The organism is Alkalinema pantanalense CENA528 (genome assembly GCF_050753345.1).
In the GTDB taxonomy this organism is placed as follows: Bacteria; Cyanobacteriota; Cyanobacteriia; order Leptolyngbyales; family Leptolyngbyaceae; genus Alkalinema; species Alkalinema pantanalense.
Genome location: NZ_JBLZFX010000016.1, coordinates 1 through 24,521 on the forward strand (window position 1 = coordinate 1; position 24,521 = coordinate 24,521).

16 protein-coding genes are annotated in these 24,521 nt (G+C 46.3%); 11 read left to right on the plus strand and 5 right to left on the minus strand.

Translation table 11 applies throughout. The features are described 5' to 3' along the window. The 5 genes from ACN4EG_RS07475 to ACN4EG_RS07495 all read left to right on the plus strand — a co-directional run. The coding region (locus ACN4EG_RS07475) for a WD40 domain-containing protein (RefSeq protein WP_458575108.1) at window positions 1-476 on the plus strand (476 nt) is incomplete at its 5' end. 93 nt (window positions 477-569) lie between these two features. Continuing rightward, on the plus strand, window positions 570-998 hold the full coding sequence (locus ACN4EG_RS07480) for a DUF3574 domain-containing protein (protein ID WP_431628710.1): 429 nt from the start codon (window positions 570-572) through the stop codon (window positions 996-998). Between the two features lie 118 nt (window positions 999-1,116). Next, window positions 1,117-2,049, plus strand: a complete 933-nt coding sequence (locus tag ACN4EG_RS07485) for a tetratricopeptide repeat protein (RefSeq protein WP_431628711.1) — start codon at window positions 1,117-1,119, stop codon at window positions 2,047-2,049. Window positions 2,050-2,092: 43 nt separating this feature from the next. Continuing rightward, window positions 2,093-2,674, plus strand: coding sequence for an SMI1/KNR4 family protein (locus ACN4EG_RS07490; RefSeq protein ID WP_431628712.1), 582 nt, complete (start codon window positions 2,093-2,095; stop codon window positions 2,672-2,674). Window positions 2,675-2,872: 198 nt separating this feature from the next. Next, the gene (locus ACN4EG_RS07495) at window positions 2,873-8,812 is read left to right on the plus strand and encodes a trifunctional serine/threonine-protein kinase/ATP-binding protein/sensor histidine kinase (protein WP_431628713.1); all 5,940 of its coding nucleotides are present in this window, start codon (window positions 2,873-2,875) and stop codon (window positions 8,810-8,812) included. A gap of 56 nt (window positions 8,813-8,868) precedes the next feature. Here ACN4EG_RS07495 and ACN4EG_RS07500 read toward each other — a convergent pair whose 3' ends face one another. Further along, on the minus strand, window positions 8,869-9,717 hold the full coding sequence (locus tag ACN4EG_RS07500) for a tetratricopeptide repeat protein (protein WP_431628714.1): 849 nt from the start codon (window positions 9,715-9,717) through the stop codon (window positions 8,869-8,871). A gap of 592 nt (window positions 9,718-10,309) precedes the next feature. Between ACN4EG_RS07500 and ACN4EG_RS07505 the strand changes: the two genes are divergently transcribed. After that, a complete protein-coding gene (locus ACN4EG_RS07505) occupies window positions 10,310-11,770 on the plus strand; it encodes a glycosyltransferase family 2 protein (RefSeq protein WP_431628715.1) in 1,461 nt (486 codons plus the stop codon). Window positions 11,771-11,934: 164 nt separating this feature from the next. Here the strand turns inward: ACN4EG_RS07505 and ACN4EG_RS07510 are convergent, their stop codons facing one another. Beyond that, on the minus strand, window positions 11,935-12,423 hold the full coding sequence (locus ACN4EG_RS07510) for a Spy/CpxP family protein refolding chaperone (protein WP_431628716.1): 489 nt from the start codon (window positions 12,421-12,423) through the stop codon (window positions 11,935-11,937). Window positions 12,424-12,688: 265 nt separating this feature from the next. On the opposite strand from ACN4EG_RS07510, the gene ACN4EG_RS07515 reads away from it, so the two are divergent. From ACN4EG_RS07515 to metK, 3 genes are all read left to right on the plus strand, one after another. Beyond that, on the plus strand, window positions 12,689-13,927 hold the full coding sequence (locus tag ACN4EG_RS07515; RefSeq protein WP_431628717.1) for a sensor histidine kinase: 1,239 nt from the start codon (window positions 12,689-12,691) through the stop codon (window positions 13,925-13,927). 49 nt (window positions 13,928-13,976) lie between these two features. Further along, entirely contained in the window at window positions 13,977-14,783 is an 807-nt protein-coding gene (locus ACN4EG_RS07520; protein WP_431628718.1) for a response regulator, read from the plus strand. 270 nt (window positions 14,784-15,053) lie between these two features. After that, window positions 15,054-16,286, plus strand: coding sequence for a methionine adenosyltransferase (metK, locus tag ACN4EG_RS07525; RefSeq protein ID WP_431628719.1), 1,233 nt, complete (start codon window positions 15,054-15,056; stop codon window positions 16,284-16,286). A gap of 123 nt (window positions 16,287-16,409) precedes the next feature. Here metK and ACN4EG_RS07530 read toward each other — a convergent pair whose 3' ends face one another. Beyond that, window positions 16,410-17,186 carry an HAD family hydrolase gene (locus ACN4EG_RS07530; protein WP_431628720.1) on the minus strand — a complete coding sequence of 259 codons (777 nt, stop codon included), beginning with the start codon at window positions 17,184-17,186 and terminating at the stop codon, window positions 16,410-16,412. A 128-nt stretch (window positions 17,187-17,314) separates the two neighbouring features. Beyond that, a complete protein-coding gene (locus ACN4EG_RS07535; protein WP_431628721.1) occupies window positions 17,315-18,268 on the minus strand; it encodes a 30S ribosomal protein S1 in 954 nt (317 codons plus the stop codon). A 1,182-nt stretch (window positions 18,269-19,450) separates the two neighbouring features. Here ACN4EG_RS07535 and ACN4EG_RS07540 point away from each other — a divergent pair. After that, complete coding sequence (locus ACN4EG_RS07540; RefSeq protein ID WP_431628722.1) at window positions 19,451-21,223, plus strand: EAL domain-containing response regulator; 1,773 nt, start codon at window positions 19,451-19,453, stop codon at window positions 21,221-21,223. Between the two features lie 396 nt (window positions 21,224-21,619). Here the strand turns inward: ACN4EG_RS07540 and ACN4EG_RS07545 are convergent, their stop codons facing one another. Then, a complete protein-coding gene (locus ACN4EG_RS07545) occupies window positions 21,620-23,443 on the minus strand; it encodes a M48 family metalloprotease (protein ID WP_431628723.1) in 1,824 nt (607 codons plus the stop codon). Between the two features lie 226 nt (window positions 23,444-23,669). On the opposite strand from ACN4EG_RS07545, the gene ACN4EG_RS07550 reads away from it, so the two are divergent. Beyond that, window positions 23,670-24,461, plus strand: coding sequence for a hypothetical protein (locus ACN4EG_RS07550; protein WP_431628724.1), 792 nt, complete (start codon window positions 23,670-23,672; stop codon window positions 24,459-24,461). Window positions 24,462-24,521: the final 60 nt, after the last annotated feature.

A 24,521-nucleotide genomic window follows, 5' to 3' on the forward strand; every position in this document is an offset into this window, starting at 1 on the left:
AGATTCAGCATGAGAAGGCTCTGGGCTACTGCTTCACATTATCCATTATTTCCCAACACGTCTATTATACAATTAAGATTTGGCATATCTCTACAGAAAATTGTATTCAAACCCTAAAAGGTCATAATAGTCAGATTTTAGCACTGCAATTTAGCTCTGATGGCACTCAACTCATTAGCAGTAGTGCTGATACCAGTATTAGAGTTTGGGATCTTGCTACGGGCGATTGTACCGCCACTCTCCAGCAACATCAGCATTGGGTTTGGGCACTGACGCAACCCATCAGCAATCACTTGATGCTTAGTAGTAGCCAAGATGAAACGATTAATCTCTGGGATCTTGATACAGGAAAATGTCTACGCACTTTCCATTATCCTCGCCCCTATGAAGGAACACTTATTGCAGGGGCTACAGGTTTAACAGAAGCGCAGAAAACGATCTTCAAAGCGTTGGGGGCGATCAACAATATCTTGTAATCTCATCTTGGTAAAGCTTCTATGATATTTGAATTAGTTCGATTGAGATTGAAGAATTTACACTTTTGCCAACAGTTTAATTATTTCTGCTGGATGACTCTAGGCTGTACAATTGGCGTTGCTAGTGGCCTGATTTTTGTGAGCGATCGCGGCCTCGCTGAATCCACACCACCCACCCCATCGATCGTCTGCTCAGCCGGTCAAATGACCAAAACAGAACTATTTTTTGGACTGTCTAAACCGAAGGGTGATCGCGTCTCACTGATTGATTGGCACCAGTTTCTACAAACCATAGTCACCCCTCGATTTCGTGAAGGACTAACTGTGGTAGATGGCTTTGGGCAATATCTCGATCAATCGGGCAAGCTGATCATCGAACCGAGCAAAATCGTGCTGCTCCTGCACGACAATAGCATTGAAAAACAACAAGCGATCGTAGAAATTACTCAAACGTATAAGCGCAACTTCCAGCAAGAATCCGTTTTACGCCTGACCAGTTGCGTCTACCTTTCATTTGATTAAATTCAAGCCATTAACTTCGAGTCAGTGTAACCAGTCCATACGCTAGCGATCGACTGGCCTCCTTGGGGTACTCTAGCGGGGAATGCCCCCAGTGGACGCAAACATAGGAGCAAACGCCATGGTATCGGTCGGCAAATTATTCATTCGTCTAGTTCTCCTCAGCCTCGTCCTCAGCCCGATCGCCTGCCAAAAACAAGAAACGACTGCATCCCCCTCTACCGCCGCCACTCCACCAAGCAACTCACCGAACACTTCACGTACCCGCCACACCACCACGATCGCTCAGCTCGACTCAACCCTGAAGCAGAATCCTAAGGATGTTACAGCTTACCGAGATCGAGGACGTCATCATTTTGCCCTGGGTGAACGGCTGTTAGCCAACACTGCCGACCCACAGGAAGCCCAAGCCGATCTCCAGCATCTGCAAGCTGCTCTAAAAGACTTCAATCAAGTTATCCAATACCAACCTAAAGACGCTGAAACTTATAACGATCGAGGGCAAGTTTATCTCACCTTCTTCGATCGTATCCGTCGCCCCTTTTATGACTCAGAGATTTATCAGAAAACCAGCGACGGGAATAAAGACGATGGATTCTATGCCAAACGTGCGATCGCAGACTTTAATCAGGCTATCAAGCTAAATCCTAACAATGCCGCAGCCTACAAATATCGAGGTATGACTCAACTATTGCTGGGCGACCTTCAAAAGGCGGCAGCGGATCTCAATCAAGCGATCACTCTCGATCCCAAGGATGCTGAAGCCTATAAGGTTCGAGGGATGGCCTTTTTTGAGCATTCCCTGCCCCCAAGTCATGAAAAAGATCACGTCCAAAAAGCCCTGGCAGATTTGAACCAAGCCATTCAACTGAAACCAAATTATCCCGAAGCTTACATTGATCGAGGAAATGTTCTCTACAGCACCTTAGCACTTGGGAAAAAACAACCTGCGCTGAATGATTATCACAAAGCGATCGAACTCTATCGACAACAGGGCAATCCCCAGTCTTGGCTGGAAGAATCGCTACCTGCATTGGAAGCCGCTGCTCAATAACTTGCACGAATACTTTAAAAGTTTAACTTAGCTAGAAATTCCCATGGATCAATCTGTAAATCATATTTGGCAACGCATCGAGAATTGGTTAAAGATGAATCTTCCCTCTGGGATTGGGGGGCTCAACCCACCAGCAACTGAAGAAGAGATTGCTGCCGTAGAAGAGCAACTGAATATTCGATTTCCCGAAGATGTGAGGTCTAGCTATTTACGGCACAATGGCCAAGATATTCGATCGACGTGGATTCTATGGGGTTGGGAATGGCACTCGCTCGATCGAATTCTTGAGACATGGAATGATTGGAATGAAATTTTGGAAGATGGTGCGATCGACGATATTGAAAACGATGGGGATGGTCAGATTTTCCGCAAGGATTGGTGGCATCCCCAATGGATTCCGTTGACATCCGATTCGGGCGGCGGCAATCATCACTGCTTGGATTTAGCTCCTGGCCCCAAAGGGAATGTTGGACAAATCATTACAATGTGGCATGACGATAGCGATCGACCGTTGCTGGCGAACAGTTTTACGGAGTTCCTTGAACAGTTCGCCCATGCATTGGAGACTGGAGAATATGCCTATTCTAAAGAATATGATTCGATTTTAGCTTTAGATGAAATTTAAACAAGCAAGATAAGTGCCCGATCAAGGAGAGTACTTTTACATCAAGAATCAAGAAAAAATTAAGAAAAATTGCTTGTCACCGCATGTCAATAACACAAAGTATCCTGACATAGACAATTATTTTCTATCAGTTTAAAAATACGAATACCCCATGCAATAGGACTGCCAAATTGTGTTAGCTTTGATACTCCCAAGGGAATGCTAGGAGAAGCTTCCCTTGCCCAGACTTGGATTATGATTCCCCATTCCTGTACTGACTTGACTGCTTTGCCTCACATTGCTGGCTATACAGTTCTTGAGCAACTCTACGTGGGTTCTCGGACAGGAGTCTACCGCGCCATAGCCCAAGTCAGTCAGCAGCCAGTGATTATTAAAATCCTTCAACAGGATTACCCCTCCTGTCAGGATTTAGTTCAATTTCGTAACCAGTTTACCATAACCAAAAATCTCACTATTCCTGGTATTGTCCGGCCCCTAAGCTTGGAACCCTATGGCAATAGCTATGCTCTTGTTATGGATGACTGGGGGGGCAATTCTCTACGGCAGTTTATTCAAAAACATACGCTTTCGTTAGACGGGATTGTGGAAATCGTACTGCAAATAGCAGACATTCTGCATGATCTTCACCAAGCCCAGATTATTCATAAAGATATTAAGCCTGCCAATATTCTGATTCATCCTGTTACGCAGCAGGTGAAATTGATTGACTTCAGCATTGCCTCACTTTTGCCTAAAGAAAATCAGGAAATTAAAAATTCTCGGGGATTAGAAGGTACATTGGCATACTTAGCGCCTGAACAAACTGGGCGCATGAATCGTGGAGTGGACTTCCGGACTGATTTTTATGCATTGGGTGTAACGTTCTTTGAGTTACTTGTAGGGCAGCTACCCTTTCAATCTAACGATCCCATGGAGCTGATTCACTGTCACCTTACTAAGTCTCCCCCAAAGTTAGAGAAACTCAGTCTCCCAGGTCAAGATTGTAAAGTCCCTCAGGCACTTGCAGATATTGTTCTCAAACTGATGGCGAAAAATGCTGAAGACCGCTATCAAAGTGCGATCGGTTTGAAATATGATTTGCAGATTTGCTTAGATTGCCTTCAGGAATCAGGAACAATTCAACCTTTCAAGCTGGCTACTCACGATCTATGTGATCATTTTCTGATTCCTGAAAAACTCTATGGTCGAGAAGCTGAAGTCCAAGTTTTATTAGATGCTTTCGATCGCGTAGCGTCTCCTGTTGATAATCGCCCATTTAACAATACTCCTGAACTAATTTTAGTTGCTGGCTTTTCAGGGATTGGCAAAACTGCAGTTGTGAATGAAGTTCAAAAACCGATCGTGCGCCAACGAGGTTACTTCATCAAGGGTAAGTTTGATCAATTCAATCGCAACGTACCATTTTCTGCTTTTGTGCAAGCCTTTCGCGATTTAATTAACCAGTTACTCTCTGAATCTAGGACACAACTGGAGCACTGGAAAAAATTGCTTCTTAGGGCACTGGGGGATAGTGCTCAAGTTATCATTGAGTTGATTCCCGAACTCGATCGCATCCTTGGCCCGCAACTTCCAGCTCCTGAACTGTCAGGATCTGCCGCCCAACATCGATTTAATTTACTGTTTCAGAAATTTGTTCAAGTTTTTACAACACCCGACCATCCCTTAGTCATCTTTTTAGATGATTTGCAATGGGTAGACTTCGCATCCTTCAAGTTAATACAATTGCTCATAGAAGAATCTCGATCGGGCTATCTATTAATGATTGGAGCCTATCGTGATAATGAGGTTTTCCCTGCCCATCCATTAATGCTGACCTTAGATGAAGTGCAAAAAACGGGAGCAACCATTAATACCATTACGTTAAAGCCATTGACTGCATTGAGCTTGAATCAGTTAGTTGCTGATACTCTAGATTGTCCGATCGTTACAGCACAGCCTTTAGCGGAGTTAGTGTATCAAAAAACGGAGGGCAACCCCTTTTTTGCAACGCAGTTTCTTAAAAGATTACATCAAGATAGCTTGATTACCTTAAATACTCAAGCAGGCCACTGGGAATGTGATCTGACGCAGATAAGAACAGCAGCATTAACTAACAATGTTGTTGAGCTTATGGCGCAACAAATCCAAAAGCTTCCTGCTGAAACACAAACGGTGCTCACCTTAGCAGCTTGTATTGGCAACCAATTTGACTTGCAAACGTTGTCTATTGTTGCAGAACAGTCAGCCACAGAGGTCGCTGCAGTATTGTGGCCAGCTTTGCAGGAAGGTCTAATTCTACCGAAAAATGAATTATATAAGTTGTACTTAAATCATCAAGTCACTGAAGCAACGAATCATAGTGGCAACAATGCGAGATATCGATTTTTGCACGATCGTATTCAGCAGGCAGCCTACTCCCTCATTCCAGATACTCAGAAACAACTGACCCATCTCACGATTGGACAACTCCTATTACAACATTTTGATGCAGATCATCAAGATGAGTATTTCTTTGAAATTCTGAATCATCTGAATTGTGGTATTTCACTCATTACTTCAACCAGCCAACGGCAGCAATATGCCCAATTAAATTTTCGAGCCGCCCATAAGGCTAAAGAATCCACTGCCTATAATGCAGCCCTGCATTATCTCGATTATGGAATGCAGCTTTTATCCCCAGATAGCTGGCAGGTGGATTACGAGTTGACCCGCAATATATACGAACTAGCAGCCGAAGTCGCTTTACTCAACTGTAATTTTGAACAGATGGATTTGTGGATTCAGATCGTATTACAAAATACGTGTACTTTACTGGATCAAGTCAAAGTTTATGAAGTCAAGCTGCAGGCTCATCAAGTTCAAAACCAACAGCTTCAAGCTATCACCATTGGACGCGAAATTCTGAAAAAGCTAGGCGTGAACCTTCCAGAATTTGTGACTCCTTTAGATATTCAACAACAGATTCAACGCACCCTAGATACTGTATCCAATTACGAAATTGAGACTCTAGTAGATCTGCCCATCACTCAGGATGAGGCCGTGATTGCCGCTGCGCGCATTATGACGAGTTTGGTACCCTCTGTTCACCAAGCTAATCCGGCCCTATTTCCTATTCTTGCCTGTGAAGAAGTTAATCTTGCTTTGAAGTACGGAAATTCACTTTTCTCTGCACCGGGTTATGCTGACTTTGGGATTATTATCAGCTCTATTTCAAATCAACTAGAGACCGGATATCGCTTTGGACAACTTGCGCTTAATTTGATAGAGAGGTTCGCAGAGAAATCTGTCCAAAGTATGGTTCAGTTTAAAGTTGCTGCATTTAATCACTCTAATCAACAAAGCATCCATCAGGCGATCGCGCTATTAAAAGAATCCTACAATGTGGCAATCGAAACCGGAGATTCAGTCCATGCTCTAGTTTCTACGTCGTTTAGACTTTTCTATACATACTTAAGCGGAACAGAAGATCTAGATTTAATTTTAGAAGAAATTCATACTTATCAATCAAGATTTTCGACTAGTCAGCATTTTCTCACGTGGGTGCAAATTCTCTGCTCCTCTATTCATCATCTTACTTGCTCTAGTGGAAATTATAATTATCTTAGTAGTGATTCTGAACAACAACAACTATCGATTTTACTGCAAGAGAATGATGAGCTATCTTTGCACTTATTCTATTTAAGCAAATTGATTCTCAGTTGTTTATTTGGCAATTTTGATAATGCAATTCACAGTGCAGAACAGTGCAGCAAATACCTCAAGGCAGGAGTCGGTATGCCTTCTGCACCTACCTATTACTACTATGACTCCTTGACTCGCTTAATGCTGTCTTCCCATTGTGATTCAGTACAGCAAGCACAGTTTTTGTCCCAGGTTGAGTCCAATCAGGAAAATTTACTCCTGTATGCGAATGCTGCACCGATGAATTATCAACATAAATATCATTTGGTAGAAGCAGTACGTTGTGATGTTCTAGGAATTCAATCAGATGCCCTTGACCTTTTCGATCGGGCGATCGCGGGAGCTAAAGAGCATGGATTTACCCAGGATGAAGCACTTGCTAATGAATTAGCTTCAAAGTTCTATCTCAACTGGGGTAAGGACAAAATTGCAGCTGTTTACTTACAAGAAGCTTATTATTGCTATGCTCGTTGGGGAGCTACAGCTAAAACAGATCAGCTCGAAAAGAACTATCCCCACCTCTTGCGGCCCATTCTGCAAACTACACCTCAACCGTTCAATATTTCTGAGACCTTTGCCACTATCAATAGTCCTAACTTAACTCTCCATTCCTCAACAAATCCCCATCGTTCTTCTAACACAGATATTAATACCGTTCTAGACTTTGCTGCAATTATAAAAGCTTCTCAAAGTCTTTCTGAAAGCCTGCAAATAGATGATTTACTTCATCAGCTAACTCAGATTATTTTGCAAAACTCCGGCGGTGAGCGCTGCGCCTTGATTTTGCCAAATCATATTAATGAATGGCATATTGCAGCGATCGCTACCCCTGAAACAACCGAACTTTGTTCTCAACCCTTAGAAGGCAATTTGAATGTACCAGTTAAATTGATTCAGTACGTTCAAAATACACAAGAAATGGTTGTTATTAATGATCTTAAAACTAATTTACCTGTCATTGATGATTACTTACAAGAACGACAGCCGAAGAGTCTGCTTTGTCTACCTATTTTAAATCAAGGCCAGTTAATTGGTATTTTGTACTTAAAGAATCGATCGACGAGTGGTGTCTTTACCAGCAATCGCATTGTCCTTCTCAATTTTCTTTGTACCCAAGCAGCAATTTCCTTGGCCAATGCCAATCTTTATCAAGCATCTCAAACTTACGCACAACAGTTGGAAGACTCGCTAAAAAAATTACGGGTTAACGAAGGGCGCTTCCAGAAACTTGCCAATAACGTCCCTGGATTGATTTATCAAATTCAAGTTCAAGCAGATGGTACAGTGTCTGTTCCCTATGTTAGTTCTGGTTGCCATGCTCTTTACGAAGTCGCTGCTGAAGACCTCATGACCGGGAAGGTTACCCTTCGGGATTTTGAACATCCGGAGGATCAAGCGGGTATATTGCAAGCCATGGTTGAGTCTGCGCAAAATCTTACGCCTTTTCGCCATGAGTGGCGCATTATCACTCCCAAAGGTACTGTGAAGTGGATTAAAGCAGCCTCTCAACCCGAGCGAGGGGAACAAGGGGAAATTATCTGGGACGGGATTCTCATCGATATTACCGATCGTCAGCAGGCAGAAGCGGCGGTGATTCAGAAATCCCAAGAACTGCAACAGGTGTTGACTGACTTACAAGATACCCAGTTGCAAATGGTACAAAATGAGAAAATGGCATCGCTGGGTAATTTAGTCGCTGGGATTGCCCATGAAATTAATAACCCGATCGGATTCCTCAACGGAAGTATCAATAATGCAAAGGACTATGTCAAGGATCTATTAGACCATGTGCATCTCTATCAGCAGCACTACACCAATGCTGACCGTGCCATTCAAGAGCATGCAGAGGACATTGATCTGGAATTTATACAGGAAGATTTGCAAAAATTGCTGAACTCGATGCAGGGGGCTAACGATCGCATTAAGTCGATCAGTACCAGCCTTCGTACCTTCTCCCGCGCAGACACTGAATATAAAGTCAGCGCTAATCTTCATGAGGGGATTGATAGTACGCTACTAATTCTGAAATATCGACTCAAAGCAAATGAGCGTAGACCAGCGATTCAAGTGATCCATGATTACGGTAACTTGCCCCCGGTCGAATGCTTTCCTGGTCAGCTCAACCAGGTCTTTATGAATATCTTGGCGAACGCGATCGATCTGTTTGATGAGATGGCACAAACCCAAACGTTTGAGAAATTAGTCGCTAATCCTCAGCAGATTACGATTCGGACTGAAGTGATAGATCACTGTATCCAGATTGGAATCCGTGATAATGGTTGGGGCATGACCGAGGTGGTCAAGGCCAGGATTTTTGACCATTTGTTTACCACGAAAAGTGTGGGTAAGGGAACAGGTTTAGGTTTAGCGATCGCGCAACAAATTATTGTAGAAAAACACCAGGGACGGATTGAGGTTCAGTCTGAAATCGGTAAGGGAACTGAATTTTTGATTCAATTACCGATCTCGACAAAATAGCCCTCTCTGCTCCGAGCTAAAAGTTTTCTGGGAAAAGAATGACCAGCGATTGGGGGCTATAGCAGACTTTCCATGAGTTCTTGCGTTGGATCTTCTTCTCCCACGATCGCGTTAAATGCTGCAAAGTTGCGGATGGAATCAAAGATGGGGTCACTGCTGAGCATCACCCGGCACAAATTGGGCGCATAGGAACAAGCTTCCTCAAGCGCCTGAATGGCTGATTTAGCCTGCCCTTGGCAAACATAGCAACTGGCTTTGCCATACCAAGCTGCAAAATTGTCCGGGCAAATCGAGAGCGATCGGTCAAAACTATCCATTGCCTGTTGATATTTTCCCAACTTGATCAAGACCGTTCCCCGTGCACTCCAAGCATAGTAGCAGTCGGGTTTGACTTGTAACGCCGTTTCTAGACTAAACAATGCCCGTTTAGTTTGATTCAGGGCATCTTGGCACATTCCTCGGTTGTACCAAGATTTGTAATTCTCGGGTTTCAATTTTAAAACTTGTTCAAAGCTTCTAATGGCCTCTGCATAGCGGCACAAATTCATCAAGACTTTCCCTTGGTTGTACCGTCCTCGATAGTCTTGCGGGTTGATCTGAATCACCTTTTCAAACATCTGAAGAGCGGCCTCATACTTGCCAAGTTCTCCCAGGGAAATGCCTTTACCTTGCCAAGCTAAAATATTATTTGGATCCAGAGCTAAAACTTGTTGAAAGCTCACGATCGCTTCTTCATGAATGCCCCACTTTTGCAGCAAATAGCCCCGCGCGAGCCATGCTTGTTGATGATTAGGTTGCTGCATCAAAACCTTCTCATACTTTGTCACCGCTCCACCATGTCGTCCAAAGACTGGGAGCAACTGTGTTAAAGTGGCCGTGGGTAAATTGTCTGCACCCAAATTCATAGGATGTGAGGTATATATCCGGTAATTGAACGAAGGAGCCTAAGGATTAGGCCAGTCATTGGTTGACGCGCAAGAATCTTCCTGCGCGAGACTCTTCAGTGAGTCGAGATGCTCGATTAAGAGTCCCATCAACGAAAAAGTCTTTTTTTAAGTTGCCCAATCCTCTCTGCGCCTTCAACGATTTGAGATCGGGTTCACAAAACCTTCATACGCCTCTAGCTCTTCGTGTAAGTCTCACCGCAAAACTCAACAACCATAACACCTCCCTCATGAATTGCTGGAAATAAATAGTTTTCGCAGATGGCATGCTTTTTGTAGATGGGAGAGGGATAACGCCCTTGGTCAAGAACAGGAGAAACCTCGGCTACAATAAAGGCTGTTTTGTCATGGAGTCTGAGCGAGAGGGACGCATTTTATCTTGCTGCTAGGCAATGGATGCGTGGGATTGAGCCTCACTCTCAAAGAACGTGCCATTGTCCTGCTATGATTTTGCCCAAATGGGTAGCCATTTGATGGTTACCTGTTGTGTGCTTAACCAGGATTGGCTAGTGCACGCAATCGGTAGTATCGGGTGTTTTGAATCAGGTCACCTATGTCGGAGAATTCCTGGCCAGAAAACGATTCCTATCAGTCGCTAGAGTTGGCTGAATCAGGCCCCTCTGGGCTGTCGGAAGCGATCGCGCTTCCCTTAACCGCTGAAGATGAAGATTTTGATCCGTCTCCCTTGGATCAAGGGTTTGAAGGACGTCGGGTCAAGGCTGCTTTTGTACTGACGGGGACTTGGAGCTTAATGTATTTGCTCCATTCACTGGCTTGGGGACTGTGGGTTGTGTGGGCTGTGACGGGTCTGATGACGCTTCACTTGGTTCGGGCTTTTTTTGCCAAGCCGATGGTTCATGCCCCTACACCGGATACCACTACGGAAGATTGGCCCACGGTGTCAATTTTGGTCTCTGCCAAAAATGAAGAGGCTGTGATTGAAAAGCTCGTGCGCAATCTCTGCGCTTTGGATTATCCCGGCGATCGCTATGACGTTTGGATCATTGACGATGCCAGCAGCGATCGGACTGCTCAGATTCTCCAAACCCTGCAACCAGAATTTGCCAATCTTCAGGTTTTCCGTCGCTCCCTCGGGGCCACGGGAGGCAAGTCTGGGGCATTGAATCAGGTTTTGCCCAAGACCCAGGGTGAATTTCTGGTGGTCTTCGATGCAGATGCCCAAATTCAGCCCGATTTCCTCCAGCAAACCTTGCCGATTTTCCTGGCGGACGATCGAGTCGGAGCAGTTCAGCTGCGTAAGGCGATCGTTCAGGCAGAGCACCTTGATACGCCGGATGCTGAGAACTTTTGGATCCGAGGGCAGCATGCGGAAATGTTGTTAGATGCCTTCATGCAGCAGCAACGGATCGCGATCGGAGGACTGGGTGAACTAAGGGGGAATGGCCAATTAGTGCGCCGCCAAGCCTTGATGGACTGCGGCGGTTGGAATGAAGAAACCATTACCGACGACCTTGACTTGACTTTCCGTCTGCATCTCAATCAGTGGAATATTCATTGCTTTACGCTGCCACCTGTTTACGAAGAAGGGGTGACGACCGTTAAAGCGCTCTGGCATCAACGCAATCGCTGGGCAGAAGGGGGATATCAACGGTATTTGGATTATTGGCGATTAATCTTGAGAAATCGCATGGGAACTCGTAAAACCCTCGATCTCTCAACTTTTTGGGTGATGCAATACTTCATGCCGACGGCAGCTATCCCAGACTTCGCCTTAGCGCTTGCCCGTCATCACAGCATGATGTTGACACCGCTTTCTATGCTAACGTTCCTATTTTTTGTTGCCAGTACGGTGCGGGGGTTGCGCCGCAAACGGTTAACCAATGGTCAGCACTTCAAAGGCCCCTGGGAAGCGTGGGGAGAGCCGATTCTTCAGTCGCTCCAAGGATTCCTCTACATGATGCATTGGTTTGTCGTAGTCAGTAGCGTGACGACGCGGATGGCGATCGTTCCCAAACGGCTGAAGTGGGTGAAAACGGTGCATACCGGGTCTTAGCGATCGCAGGTGGGATTTGCCTGGAGTTACTGAGTGAATCAAGAAAAGAGGGTATTCCCTAGGAATACCCTTTTTTTCTGTCATTCAAGTGGTGTCAATCCGTGGTGTGGTTGAAAGGGTGGGATGGAAAGGCTGCTAATCAATTCTGCGTTCCGGCCAAAAACTTAGCCAGCTCCCTGACTTTTTCTCGCCTTGTTACCACGACGCTCTTGCATTTTCTGTTGCAGTTTGGCTTGCTGTTCAGGAGTGAGAACTTGCTTCATCTGCTCACGGGATGCTTTCATGATTTCCTTGATCTGAGCCTTCTGAGCATCGGTCAAGTTAGCTGCTTTCATCCCGCCCCGGCGGCCCTTCCGATCTCCAACGGCAGCTTTGATCTGAGCCTTCTGCTCTGGAGTCAATAGGGCTTCAATTTTGCTACGGGTGGATTGATGAATCTGCTTAATCTGATCTACTTGTTGCTGCGATAGGTTCAGTTCCTGCTTAAGTTTCTCGATGCGATCGCCCTTTCCTTCACCCAGTTGGGCAATTTGCATCCCAGAATCACCATTCCACGCAGGGCGAGCAAAAGCGTTAGATGCAACCAAAGGACTAGCTAACACAGCCAGACCGGCAGCTAGAGCAACCCATTTACGATTGACTTGGAAATTCATGCCTATCTCCTTGAAAAAAATCATTGAAGAAATATTGTTCAACCTATCTCGTGGCACAGGCTTTATCTGCTGCTTGCCTCGATGCTTCTATCCTAATCAGTGGCATTGGTTCTGACCTGAGGCGTTTGTCCTAACTTGCCAATATCCCTAGCCTAGGACTTAAGACCCATTGACAGGAGCATAGAAAATCCGCAATGAAGGAGTCATCGGGAGTCTTACCGAACTCGATCGTTCTTCTCCATCTCACGTTTCACCCAGCGTCATCATGCTCACCCCTCGTAATCATCCCCTGAAGTTTCTGCTGTATTTTGAATGGATTTTACTCACGATCGCCCTAATTGCAGAACTCTCGATCGGGGGAGGGCGGTGGGTACCACGAGAGCCCTTTCTAAATATGCTGTGCATTGCCATGGTGGGGATTTTGGGGCTGCGCATTCCGACCCAACAGTTAGGCGCAAAGTTGAGCTACATACTACTCAATGCAGGTTTGATTATTCTGAGTAGTTTGCTGAGTGGCCTGCAGTTTTTCCCCCTGCTATTTGTGATTTTTGTGATCCGGTGCTGTCTGATTTTTGAGTCGAAGTATCATCTCGTTATCGTTGGCACGACCTTTTTGACAGCATTTTCAATCCAAATCTATCGATTGTTGATTTTTCTACCTTTCCGTCACACCACTTTCTCGATCGTGGCTCGCCCAAGACCCTTAGCTGCGCGTATTCCTGAGTTTGCCATCTCTCGTCTTTGGCTCATTTCCATGAGCGGAATTGTTTTGCTGGGACTGGCACTAGTCTTCCTATCTCCAATGATTAGTGCAGTGCTAGCAGAACGCAAAAGCCGCGAAGAACTAGCGATCGCCCACGAACAACTGCGGAAATATACCCTAAAGATCGAAGACATTGCGACCTTACAGGAACGCAACCGTATTGCTCGCGAAATCCATGATTCCCTGGGGCATACCTTAACAGCCTTTAATCTGCATTTAGAAGCGGCTCTACGGTTACTTGACAGCGACCCGCAGGAAGCTAAGGATCTCCTGCTAGAAGCGAAACAACTGAGTGCCAAGACGCTTCAGGATGTGCGCAGTTCTGTATCTACCCTGCGCAGTGATCCCTTGAAAAATCAATCCTTAGAAACTCTGTTGCAGGAATTAATTCAAGGCTTTCAACGATCGACTCAGATACAGCCTGATATGCAAATCACCTTAGGCACAGATCTACCCTACCCGCTGAAAACCGCCACCTATCGCATTATCCAGGAAGCCCTGACGAATATTCAAAAATATGCCAGCGCCACCAATGTCAAAATTGAGGTTGCACTGCACAAACAGCTTATTGTGAAGATTCAGGATAATGGGAAAGGGTTTGTGCGATCGCAAACGACCAGTGGCTTTGGACTCAAGGGCATGGAGGAACGAGTCTCCGCCTTAGGTGGAACCTTAGATATCCAGACAGCCCCCGGCCATGGCTGCTCCATCATAGCCACCTTCCCTTTGCTGCTGACTTAGCCCCTTGCTTCCTTCCTGCTCCCTAGGTTTGCCATTGGAGACGTCACCCATGATTCGCCTACTCCTGGTAGATGACCAAATGCTCATTAGACGGGGATTGCGTGCCCTGCTTAAGCCTGAACCCGATTTAGAAGTCATCGGTGAAGCAGACAACGGGGAAGCCGCGATCGCCCAGCTAGCCAACCTCCAGCCAGATGTGGTGTTGATGGATGTGCGGATGCCCGTGATGGATGGCGTCGCAGCGACGCGGGAAATTTGCCAGCATTTTCCCCAGGTTAAGGTTCTCATTCTCACCACCTTTGACGATACCGATTACGTCACCCAAGCGTTGCAATACGGTGCATCTGGCTATCTGCTCAAAGATACCCCAGTAGAAGAATTGGTACAGGCCATTCACCTCGTAGCCAAAGGGTACACTCAATTAGCACCGGGACTTGCACAAAAACTATTAACCTCTAGCGGCCTGTCTAGCGGCATGGCCGGTGCTTCTAACCTGCTCCCAAGCCCCGCTCTCAATAACAGTTCTCTCAATGACAGTTCTCTCAAGATAATTTCCCAGGAGACTGTGCTCTCTGAACTTGACAATTGCAATTCTGCACAATCTACAATCCCCCAGCCAACGAATCCTGTCTCTGAAGGGGCACAACTGCTAGAATCCCTGACGCCGCGGGAACGAGAAATTCTGCAATGGATCGCCCAGGGAGCCAGTAATCGCGAAATTGCTCAACAACTTTATATTTCTGAAAAAACCGTCAAAAACCACGTAACCAATATTCTGAGCCGTCTGGGACTGCGCGATCGGACGCAAGCAGCCATTTTTGTCCATTCATTATCCAAGGGTGAATTCAAAGAGTAAATGAAGTTTACTGTTTTCTCTAGCATCCCTCTCCGTAGAATTGCTAGGATACCTGTCAATTCCATTATTCTCATTCAATATTGCTGATTCAATAATTGCCAATTCAAATCATGAGCCGTAATTTCTAACCTGTTTTGAATTGATCCGGCTGAAGTGGGGCGAGAGAGTGAGCTTGTTTAGGATCCCTCAGCAATTGTACCCACTGAACCTGCTAGGATGAAGTGCTATGTTTTTCGATTGTCCCTAACGAGCGAAAGAGAGGGTATTGCCTTGTCACGCCGATATTTCTTTACTTCCGAGTCTGTTACTGAGGGGCATCCTGACAAGATTTGTGATCAAATTTCTGACACAATTCTGGATGCGGTGCTGACTCAGGATCCCAAAAGTCGGGTTGCAGCTGAAGTTGTTGTCAATACAGGCTTAGTGCTGATTACGGGTGAAATTACGACCAAAGCGCAGGTCAATTTTATTGAGTTAGCACGCCAAAAGATTGCTGAAATTGGCTACACGCTCTCTGAGAACGGCTTTGCCTCCAATAGCTGTGCAGTGTTAGTGGCGTTGGACGAGCAATCTCCGGACATTGCCCAAGGGGTAGATACTGCCCAGGAAACCCGGGAGCAACTCAGCTCCGAAGAACTGGACAAAATTGGGGCGGGTGACCAAGGCATCATGTTTGGCTTTGCCTGCAACGAAACGCCGGAACTGATGCCCCTCCCCATTAGCTTGGCGCACCGGATTTCCCGGAAGTTGGCGGAAGTCCGTAAACTGGGGGTTTTGAACTATCTGCGTCCCGATGGCAAAACGCAGGTGACGATTCTCTACGAAGATAACCAACCGATCGGCATCGATACGATTCTGGTTTCGACCCAACATGATGAAGGGGTCAGCCAAGATCAAATCAAGGCGGATCTGTGGAAGCATGTGGTGGAACCTTGTTTCGCAGATATTGTGATCAAGCCCGATGAGAATACGAAGTATTTAGTCAATCCCACTGGAAAGTTTGTGATTGGTGGGCCCCAAGGGGATGCTGGGCTCACAGGCCGCAAAATTATTGTGGATACCTACGGTGGCTATTCCCGGCACGGGGGTGGCGCATTCTCCGGTAAGGATCCTACGAAGGTCGATCGCAGTGCAGCCTATGCCGCTCGCCACGTGGCTAAGAATATTGTGGCAGCAGGTTTGGCGGATAAGTGCGAAGTGCAATTGAGCTATGCGATCGGGGTGGCTCGGCCCGTGAGTTTGCTGGTGGAAACCTTCGGCACGGGCAAAATTGACACTGATAAGCTGACCGAACTCGTCAATCAGCACTTTGAATTACGCCCCGCTGGCATTATCCAAACCTTCAATCTCCAAACGTTACCCGGAGAGCGGGGCGGTCGATTCTTCCAAGATGTAGCCTCCTATGGCCACTTTGGTCGTCCCGACTTGGAACTGCCTTGGGAGCAGACGGATAAGGCTGAGGCTCTGAAACAAGCGGCTGCTAGCCTTTTAGCAACGGCTTAAAAATCTCAGCCAATAGCGGCTGGAGGCCGAATAGAGAGCATTCCTTTAGGAAATTGGGCGATCGATGAGATCGTCCTTTTTTGTCTGCCTGATCTTTTTGTCTACCTGATCGGGATGCCTGACTCAACCCATTGCCGACAAAACCGTAATCTCAGCCAAACTTTCGACCATGACATGGGCATTGGGGATGGTAAAAGGTTGATCCCAAGCGCCCCAAACCCCGATCGCGCCGGCTGCTCCAGCGCGTTTAGCCAATTCAATATCGGCAGCGGAGTCTCCTACGACTAAGGTTTGCGACGGAGGAACCCCGATCTCTGTACAGGCTTGCTGAAGAAGCTGTGGATCAGGCTTGCTTAGCCCAACTTGGGCCCCCATTGCAAGGGAGATATAGGGGGTCAACCCATAGGTCTGGACAAAAGCCTTGACATTGGGTGTGGTGTCCGCTGAAAGGAGCCCGAGGTGTAACCCATGGCTGTGCAGGTTGTCTAAACAAGGTCGTCCTTGGGGCACGATCGGGGTGAGTAAGTCTTTGCGCGGAAAAAGTTGACTCGCTTCCTGAAAAGCTGTTTGAACGATCGTCAAAGCTTCGACCCAAGGAAATCCCAGTGCGGCTATGTAGCCCGCTGTCGCAATTTCGTTATCCCGCCGCGATCCCACCGCCATCAGCCCTGCTGGATGAATTTGGCTTTTGGACATGCCCCAAGCTTGGAATAGGCGATCGGTCAATTGCGCCATGGCATTGGGTGAAAGAATCTCTTTGAGGTGGTTGTCCAAACAGGTCAGCCGTTTTTCGGCTTGGGTTACCAAATAATCCCGCGAATCTGCCAGGGTTCCATCCTTGTCAAAAATGATCGCTTGGATCTGCTCAAAAACGCGATCGCCACATCGTATGACTGCCATCCAATCCCCTCCCTCAAGGTTTACGCCCGATTCCCTGTCTAAATCCAGTCCGAATATCCAATCAAAAAGGGACGCTCGATCGAACGTCCCCTAAGGGTGTAAAAACACTGGAATGAGAATTTACAACACTATTCTGCGACTACGGCTTCTTCTGTTGTAATTTCCATGGAAGGCACTGGAGCACCTTGCTCTTTCAGTTTTTCACGGTACTTCGCAGCCATTTCCTCCGCTTGCTCGTAAACCGCTTGGCGATTCTTCACCATGTCGCCCGGTTCCGGCTCAAGCTGCTTCGTAGACAGCGAGATCCGACCCCGTTCTGCATCCAAATCAATGATCATGACTTTGACTTCATCGTTTACATTAAACACGCTGTGGGGCATGTCAATGTGATCGTGGGAGATCTCAGAGATGTGCAGCAGACCGCTGACGCCACCGATGTCGATAAACGCACCGTAGGGCTTGATACCGCGAACGGTCCCCACCACCACTTCGCCCACTTCCAGGCGATTCATCTTGCGTTCAACCAGTGCACGGCGGTGGCTCAATACTAGGCGGTTGCGCTCTTCATCCACTTCCAAAAACTTCAGGGGCAATTCTTCACCCACCAGTTCTTCCTTCGGCTTGCGGGTGCTGATATGTGACCCAGGAATAAATCCACGCAGACCTTCAATCCGCACCAAGGCCCCACCACGGTTGGTCGCGAAGACGAGAGAACGAACCGTTGCATCTTCTGCTTGCAACTGACGAACCCGTTCCCAAGCCCGCATATATTCAATACGCCGGATTGAAAGCGTTAACTGACCATCTTCGTTTTCGTCAGCCAGAATGAAGAACTCGCGGGTTTCGTTGGATTGCAGAACTTCTTCAGGAGCATCGATGCGGTTGATCGACATTTCCTGAATGGGGATGTAGGCTGCGGTTTTAGCACCGATATCAATTAGTGCGCCCCGAGGCTCAAGACTAAACACGGTTCCAGCCACAACATCTCCAGGGCTGAAATGGTAGTCATACTTATCCAATAACGCTGCAAAATCTTCGTGGGTAAAGCCCACATCCACCGTTCCTGCTTTCTGATTGACCATGCTAATGATTTCCTAGTTCGTATCTCTAGTTAAGATTCGCCTCCTGTCGATGCATATGCAGCCCCCAGAACTACCCTGAGAACATGCAGCCTACACCTTCATCCCCCGCTTATAAGATAGTTGCAGGAGATTCAACTAGACGTTTCAAGAGTTCAGAAGTCATATCATAGCTCAAGTGGGGCCCCCAAGAACAGATTTTCCAGAATTCCTCATGGGGATCTGGAGGGAGTTCGATCGTCCCCATGTCTCGTCCATCATTCGCTAGGGTTACGGTTTGTCCACTTGCCTTTGCATACCTGGAAGAACGTTTCTGCTGATGGCAATCGTTGCAAATATTTGCTAGGTTCCTGGAAATTTGCACTCTTATCCTTAAATCTGAGCAGGGATCTAAAGATTAAGATTTTTTAAAATTTTAGAAAAGTTTAATATGGGAGACTACTAGCAGAATTAGCATGAAGTTGCCTTGGCTACACCATAACAAGTTTTTTACATCGTGAATCACGGATTTGCGACTTTTTTAACTCGTAAATCATCTCTGATGACTGCGCTAATGACTGAGTTCATTTGACTTATTTCAGTATGACCAATGTTCAAACATGTTCAAACGCAGCAGTCTTTAAACCAAGCATTCATAAAAATACCTGAATCATTACTGAGTATCTTAACGGTTTTTAATATGTATAGTAGAATAATTAGTTCATAAAAATCCATGCCACTTGTGTTTGGTGGTGTCAATACGTCTGGTGGCATAAAAATGAGGGGAAGTTTGGTGGGTGAGCGGACAAATGTTCAATTTGGCAGCTGCCTTAGCCAATGTTTTGCTTAATTCTGCGGATCGACATTTCCGCTTTCCCCTTGATATAATCGGCCTGAATCCACAGGCGGATAATGTCTTGTGACAGACGTAATATCGAAGAAACTCTTCTGACTCATCTGTGCTTTAAAATCCCGTCTACGTGTTGATAGGGGAAATTTTGTGTCTATGCTTATGGTATGTCCCAGACAGCTTAGTATGCCCCAAGTAGTCGCTATGCCCCAAAGAATTACTTAAGCCAGAAGGCTGTCTTGCCGACTGGGAAAGCATTGTGTCAGGTTAGCTGCTCTCTGCAATGTGAGTCTGTTCTACATTTTTCTCACAAGTATGCAAGGCTCTGCACTACCGTTTGACTAGATATTGATGTAATGAAAACAATTTTATTGATTGAGGATGAGGATGCTATCCGGGACAACTGGGTGAGAATCTTAGAAATTAATGGCTTCCGGGCGATCGGAGCCAGCCATGGTCGGGACGGCATTCAGCAAGCCCTAGTTGTCCAGCCTGATCTCATTTTATGTGATATTTCGATGCCGGACTGTGATGGTTATGAAGTTCTAAATACACTGCGGAGCCATCCTGTAACGGCTGCCATTCCTTTTATCTTCCTCAGTGCCCGTACTAGCCATGCCGAGGTGAGGTATGGGATGAACCAGGGAGCAGATGATTATCTCACCAAGCCCTGTAGCAGTCAGGATTTGTTGGCTGCGATTCATTCCTGCTTTCGCAAAAAATCAGTCTTTGCCCAGGGGTATCTCGAACAGGTTGCCCAAGCCAATGCAGCTTTTGAAAAAGTGGCCAATTGGGATAGTGTGACCAATCTCCCCAACATTAATCTGTTTCAACGCCATTTAGCCCAACTTTGTGATGTGGCGCTACAGCACACTGAGTCGATCGCGGTTCTGTCGCTGAAAATTACTTCCTATCGAGTGATTCAATTGACCTATGGAGGTTTGATCAGTAATCGTCTTCTCCATGCTATTGGTGAGCGGTTGCAAACTAGTGGTCGCCCAGGGATTACGGCACGGCTCCATGAAGATGAGTTTGGTTTAGCGTTGCCTGATGCAGGGGATCCCGAAGAAATTGAAGAATTTATTCAATTATTAATCAACATTCTCACTGTTCCGTATCATGTTGACGGACAAGAAATTCGGATTCAACTAAGTGTCGGTATTTCGCTATATCCTCAACACAGCTTGTCTTCTGAGGATCTTTTAACTCAAAGTAGTGCGGCAATGCGGTGGGCAAAAAAGCGACATAGCTCCTATCGATTTTATAGTCCAAGACTTGCCGCAGTAGAGTCTGAGCATCATTTAATTGCCAATGAACTCGCCAAGGCGATCGAGCGATCGGAACTTCGGCTGTACTACCAACCCCAAGTGGATCTAGCTAAGGGGTGCATCATTGGAGCGGAAGCCTTGGTGCGTTGGCAGCATCCGGAGCGAGGGATGATTCCGCCCAACCAGTTTATTACGATCGCCGAGGAGCAAGGACTGATTTTAGAATTGGGGGAATGGGTTTTGCGGCAAGCTTGTCACCATGCGGCCCAATGGCAAAGACAAGGAGGACAGCCCGTCCAAGTTTCGGTTAACCTTTCTATGGCACAGTTTCAACAGGCTAGCTTGCCGGAGCTTGTAGCTAGTATTTTGCAGGAAAGTGGTTTGTCTCCCCATCTATTGGTTTTAGAATTGACCGAAAGTTGCTTGATGGATCAAGTTGAATTAACGATTCAGAAGCTGCAACAGTTAAAAAATTTAGGAATCAACATTGCTATTGATGATTTTGGTACAGGCTATTCATCACTGAGTTATTTAAGTCAGTTGCCAATTGACGAAATTAAAATCGATCAATCGTTTACCCATAAAATCAACCGCGATCGTAATGCAACGATGATTTGTAAAGCGATTATTGCAATGTCCCGTAGTTTAAATCTGAAAATTATTGCTGAAGGGATTGAAAATAGCAGTCAATTATCATTCCTACGCCATCAGAGATGTCATGCGGGGCAAGGCTTTCTCTATGCACCCCCATTATCGTTAGAAGCCTTCCAGATACGACTTCAAGAGGCTTCCTCCCCGACCTTAGTGTCAAATGGTTTCCTGCCCTATGATCCTGTGTCCTGTAACTATTCCTCGAATTAGTCACACCTTGGATTTCCTACCTTGAGTTTTCTAGTCTTAGCCATTCCAGTTATTGACATGCATTAACAATTGGAGGAGTGCCCTTACGTCAAGGACAGAGAAAAATTATCTGAAGCTGGTAGGCTCCTGCTACAAAGCTTTCGATGCGGCCTGATTATTCTCCATCCTTTAAGCTATGGGACTATCCCCATGATGTCGAGGTTGATAGTGGGTATGAATTTTGATCTGAGCACTATTGCAATCTGGGCAATAAATTGGAGAACAGTTTCATCCCAGATCTGTTCTTGTTAAATAACTTCTCTTCTATAATCTTCCTAAGCTTATACACTGTCTGTATCAAACTATTCCCATCCTGCGGAACCATTGCCCAACCCTGACTTAAACACACGGTATCAACTAGCGCTGGGGAAGCATTCGATCGGATTCTCCCGATTTTTTCTGCCGTTCCTGCTCCTCTTTGATCAACTGCAACACCTTCTGGCGTAGAGTTTCGTGACGTTCTACGCCTTCAAAAGCATAACGGTTGTAGCCCGACTGGGTAATAATCGTCTCCAAATTCTTCACCCGTTCCCCTGAGCCAGGGTGCGTCGAAGCCCACTCCGGAGGCCGTCGATCGCCCTTGCGTTTCTCTTCCTGTTGCATCGTCACCATCAAATTGAGTAATCCATCCGCCGCATACCCCGAAGCCGCCAGCAATCGCGTTCCCACGTCATCCGCCTGCCGCTCCATATCCCGACTGTAATTAAACACAATCAAATCACTGGCAATTCCCCCCACATAGGGCACATACCCCACCACACTCGCAATCAAATTTCCCTGCGACATCAGTTGAAAGCCATGGGTCAGCGCCGCATGGGAAATCTCATGGCCCAGCAACCCCGCCAACTCCGCCGTCGATCGACTCTTCGCGATCGCCCCCGCATTAATAAAAATCTTCCCTCCCGGTAAAGCAAAGGCATTGAGCTTGTCATCCAAAATCACATTAAACTCATACTCAAAATCCCTGCGCCCCGCGATTGCCGCCATCTTCTGCCCTAGTTCATTCACATAGGCTAGCACTTCCTCATCTTCCACCATGGGAACTTGTCGCTTCACTGACTTAGAAATGCTTTTACCTAATCCCGATTCCCCTCGCAATAACGAAATCGCACTTTGTGCTGCCGTAAACGGCCCCAGCAATCCGCCTGTCACTGCATACCCGATCGCGCCTGTGATGATATTCCCAATTACGTTTCCAGTCACTTTCTTGCGTAACGCTTTGCGATAGCGTTCCAAATTTTCATCTGCCAACTGCACAAACGTATTCACTTCAGCATGGTCAGGATTCATCAAGGCGAACTGCCGCGCCGCGATCGATGCATCAATCCAGCGTTCTGCCTTCGCCAGTGCTGCCACCCGCGCCTGAATCACCTCCGGCTCCTTGGGATAGCTAGCGGCCATCGCATCCAACGCTTTCAGGGCTTGGTCAGACTTGCCATACTTGTCATAGATTTTCAGCGCCAACAGTTGCCCCGGCAAAAATTGCGGGTAATTCTTCACTAGGAGTTCGATCGCCACGATCGAACGGCTTTCTAGCCCTGCCTCCCAGCCCTGGTTCGCCTCCCGCCAATAGACCTTCCCCGCTGGCGGCAATTCCTCAGGATTCGTCATCAACGGTGGCTGGGGCGGACGTTCTGGTACATTTTCAAAGGCGGGCTTCACCACCTTATACATCGCCACCGCTGCTTCAATATCCCCCGCTTGGTAATGCCGATCGGCCTCCAGTAATTTCTGATACCGTTCCGTTTCCGCCTGTTTTTCCTCCGGTGTCGGTTCAGGATCGAGGGGATCTTTGGGCAGTTCTAGCTTCGGCGGTGCGTCGGGGTTGGGTTGCGGCTGGGAGACGGGATCGGGAGTGATGGTATCGGCTTTTGGAGATGCGGTCGGACTGGTAGTAGGAGTGGGGGTAACGGTAGGGGGAACGATCGGCGTGGGTGTGGATATAGGCGTAGGGCTGGGCGCAGGTGTGGGCGTGGGAGTCGGGGTGGCGATCGGCGTGGGTGTAGGCGTAGGGATGACTTCTTGGGCCGCGATCGTGTGTAATCCGGGCAGAAGGGCTAGCAGTAAACCGAGGACAAAGGGTAACACCTGCCGCTGAATCATTCGTTGCAGCCGTTGTAGTGGCAGTCGTCGCAATTGCCCAAACATCTGCTGCCCGTCCTGCTTGCCCCGTTGCATCATGGCTGTTGCCCTCTCCTCGATCGCTGGCCTAGAAGTCAGTTCCTAGACTGCCAATCTAGCAATTTTTTAGGGGGATTTGGGGGAAGCAAGATAAATTATATTTATCTTGTGATATTGTTCAGCACTCCGCTTATGTATAGACCAAGTACAAAGTTATCGTTTTCAACCTATATACTAGGTAGATAGAAGTTTAAGAATTTTCCAGTCAATTACAGTTGGGTAGGTTATGCATTCGTTAGATCACAATGATTTCAAAAAGTTAGATTCTTATTCTCTAGCTTTACGCATAGATGCATTTTTCGAAGAGGATTACAAAAATCGATATGGACACCCAAAACCTATGTTAAATGATGTTTCTGCAATTGAAATATATAATTCAGTACTGATACAAGACTTAGATGATTGCAAGAGGAAAACGGCACTTTGCTTATTTTATCGTTCTCGCTTCCAAAGAGCTTTATCTCTACAATACTACGGCTTTCAAAACCATTTTCTTGATGGTTCGGATTCGAACAATCCTCTCTGTCTTAATTCAAAGATGCAAGTAATCTTTGCCTCAACTCGTCAAGCAAGTATTATCTCTTCAAGAATTGGTTTTGAATGTTTAATGGAATTTGTCTACTTTGTAGAGAATAAAAGACTAATTTCTAGCAAAAAATCGAAATTAGGTAACTTCCGTAAATGGTTATGCTCTTCCCAAAATAGATTTGGCTGGCTGATTTTCTACTTGGTTATAGTTTATGAGTTTAATCAAAGACATCGAACGCCAGAAGTACATGGAACCTCGTATATTGCTATTGATGCTCTTCGCTGTGAAGATTTCTCGATGCCTGATAGTGAATTTAACGCTATCAACTTAGATCTAAATATTTGGCGTTCAATTTTGGTAACACTCAATGAGGGTAAAAGTCTTCCATCTTGCAGTTTAGATGTAGATTATCAAGAATTATTTCAGGATTTCGATAACTGGCAAAATATTAATCTCGAAAAGATTTGGGATAAATATGTTAAGAAATAGAGAAATGGAGAAATAGAGAAATTTTTCCTATCATATAAGCTGTTGCATATGAAGAGTTGT

Coding starts and splice junctions, on each gene's coding strand:
- ACN4EG_RS07485 (WP_431628711.1), top strand. CDS start 1,117: ATGGTATCGGTCGGCAAATTATTCATTCGTCTAGTTCTCCTCAGCCTC.
- ACN4EG_RS07505 (WP_431628715.1), top strand. CDS start 10,310: ATGTCGGAGAATTCCTGGCCAGAAAACGATTCCTATCAGTCGCTAGAG.
- ACN4EG_RS07550 (WP_431628724.1), top strand. CDS start 23,670: ATGCATTCGTTAGATCACAATGATTTCAAAAAGTTAGATTCTTATTCT.
- ACN4EG_RS07520 (WP_431628718.1), top strand. CDS start 13,977: ATGATTCGCCTACTCCTGGTAGATGACCAAATGCTCATTAGACGGGGA.
- ACN4EG_RS07490 (WP_431628712.1), top strand. CDS start 2,093: ATGGATCAATCTGTAAATCATATTTGGCAACGCATCGAGAATTGGTTA.
- ACN4EG_RS07535 (WP_431628721.1), bottom strand. CDS start 18,268: ATGGTCAATCAGAAAGCAGGAACGGTGGATGTGGGCTTTACCCACGAA.
- ACN4EG_RS07530 (WP_431628720.1), bottom strand. CDS start 17,186: ATGGCAGTCATACGATGTGGCGATCGCGTTTTTGAGCAGATCCAAGCG.
- ACN4EG_RS07510 (WP_431628716.1), bottom strand. CDS start 12,423: ATGAATTTCCAAGTCAATCGTAAATGGGTTGCTCTAGCTGCCGGTCTG.
- ACN4EG_RS07480 (WP_431628710.1), top strand. CDS start 570: ATGACTCTAGGCTGTACAATTGGCGTTGCTAGTGGCCTGATTTTTGTG.
- ACN4EG_RS07515 (WP_431628717.1), top strand. CDS start 12,689: ATGCTCACCCCTCGTAATCATCCCCTGAAGTTTCTGCTGTATTTTGAA.
- ACN4EG_RS07500 (WP_431628714.1), bottom strand. CDS start 9,717: ATGAATTTGGGTGCAGACAATTTACCCACGGCCACTTTAACACAGTTG.
- ACN4EG_RS07540 (WP_431628722.1), top strand. CDS start 19,451: ATGAAAACAATTTTATTGATTGAGGATGAGGATGCTATCCGGGACAAC.
- ACN4EG_RS07495 (WP_431628713.1), top strand. CDS start 2,873: ATGCTAGGAGAAGCTTCCCTTGCCCAGACTTGGATTATGATTCCCCAT.
- ACN4EG_RS07545 (WP_431628723.1), bottom strand. CDS start 23,443: ATGATGCAACGGGGCAAGCAGGACGGGCAGCAGATGTTTGGGCAATTG.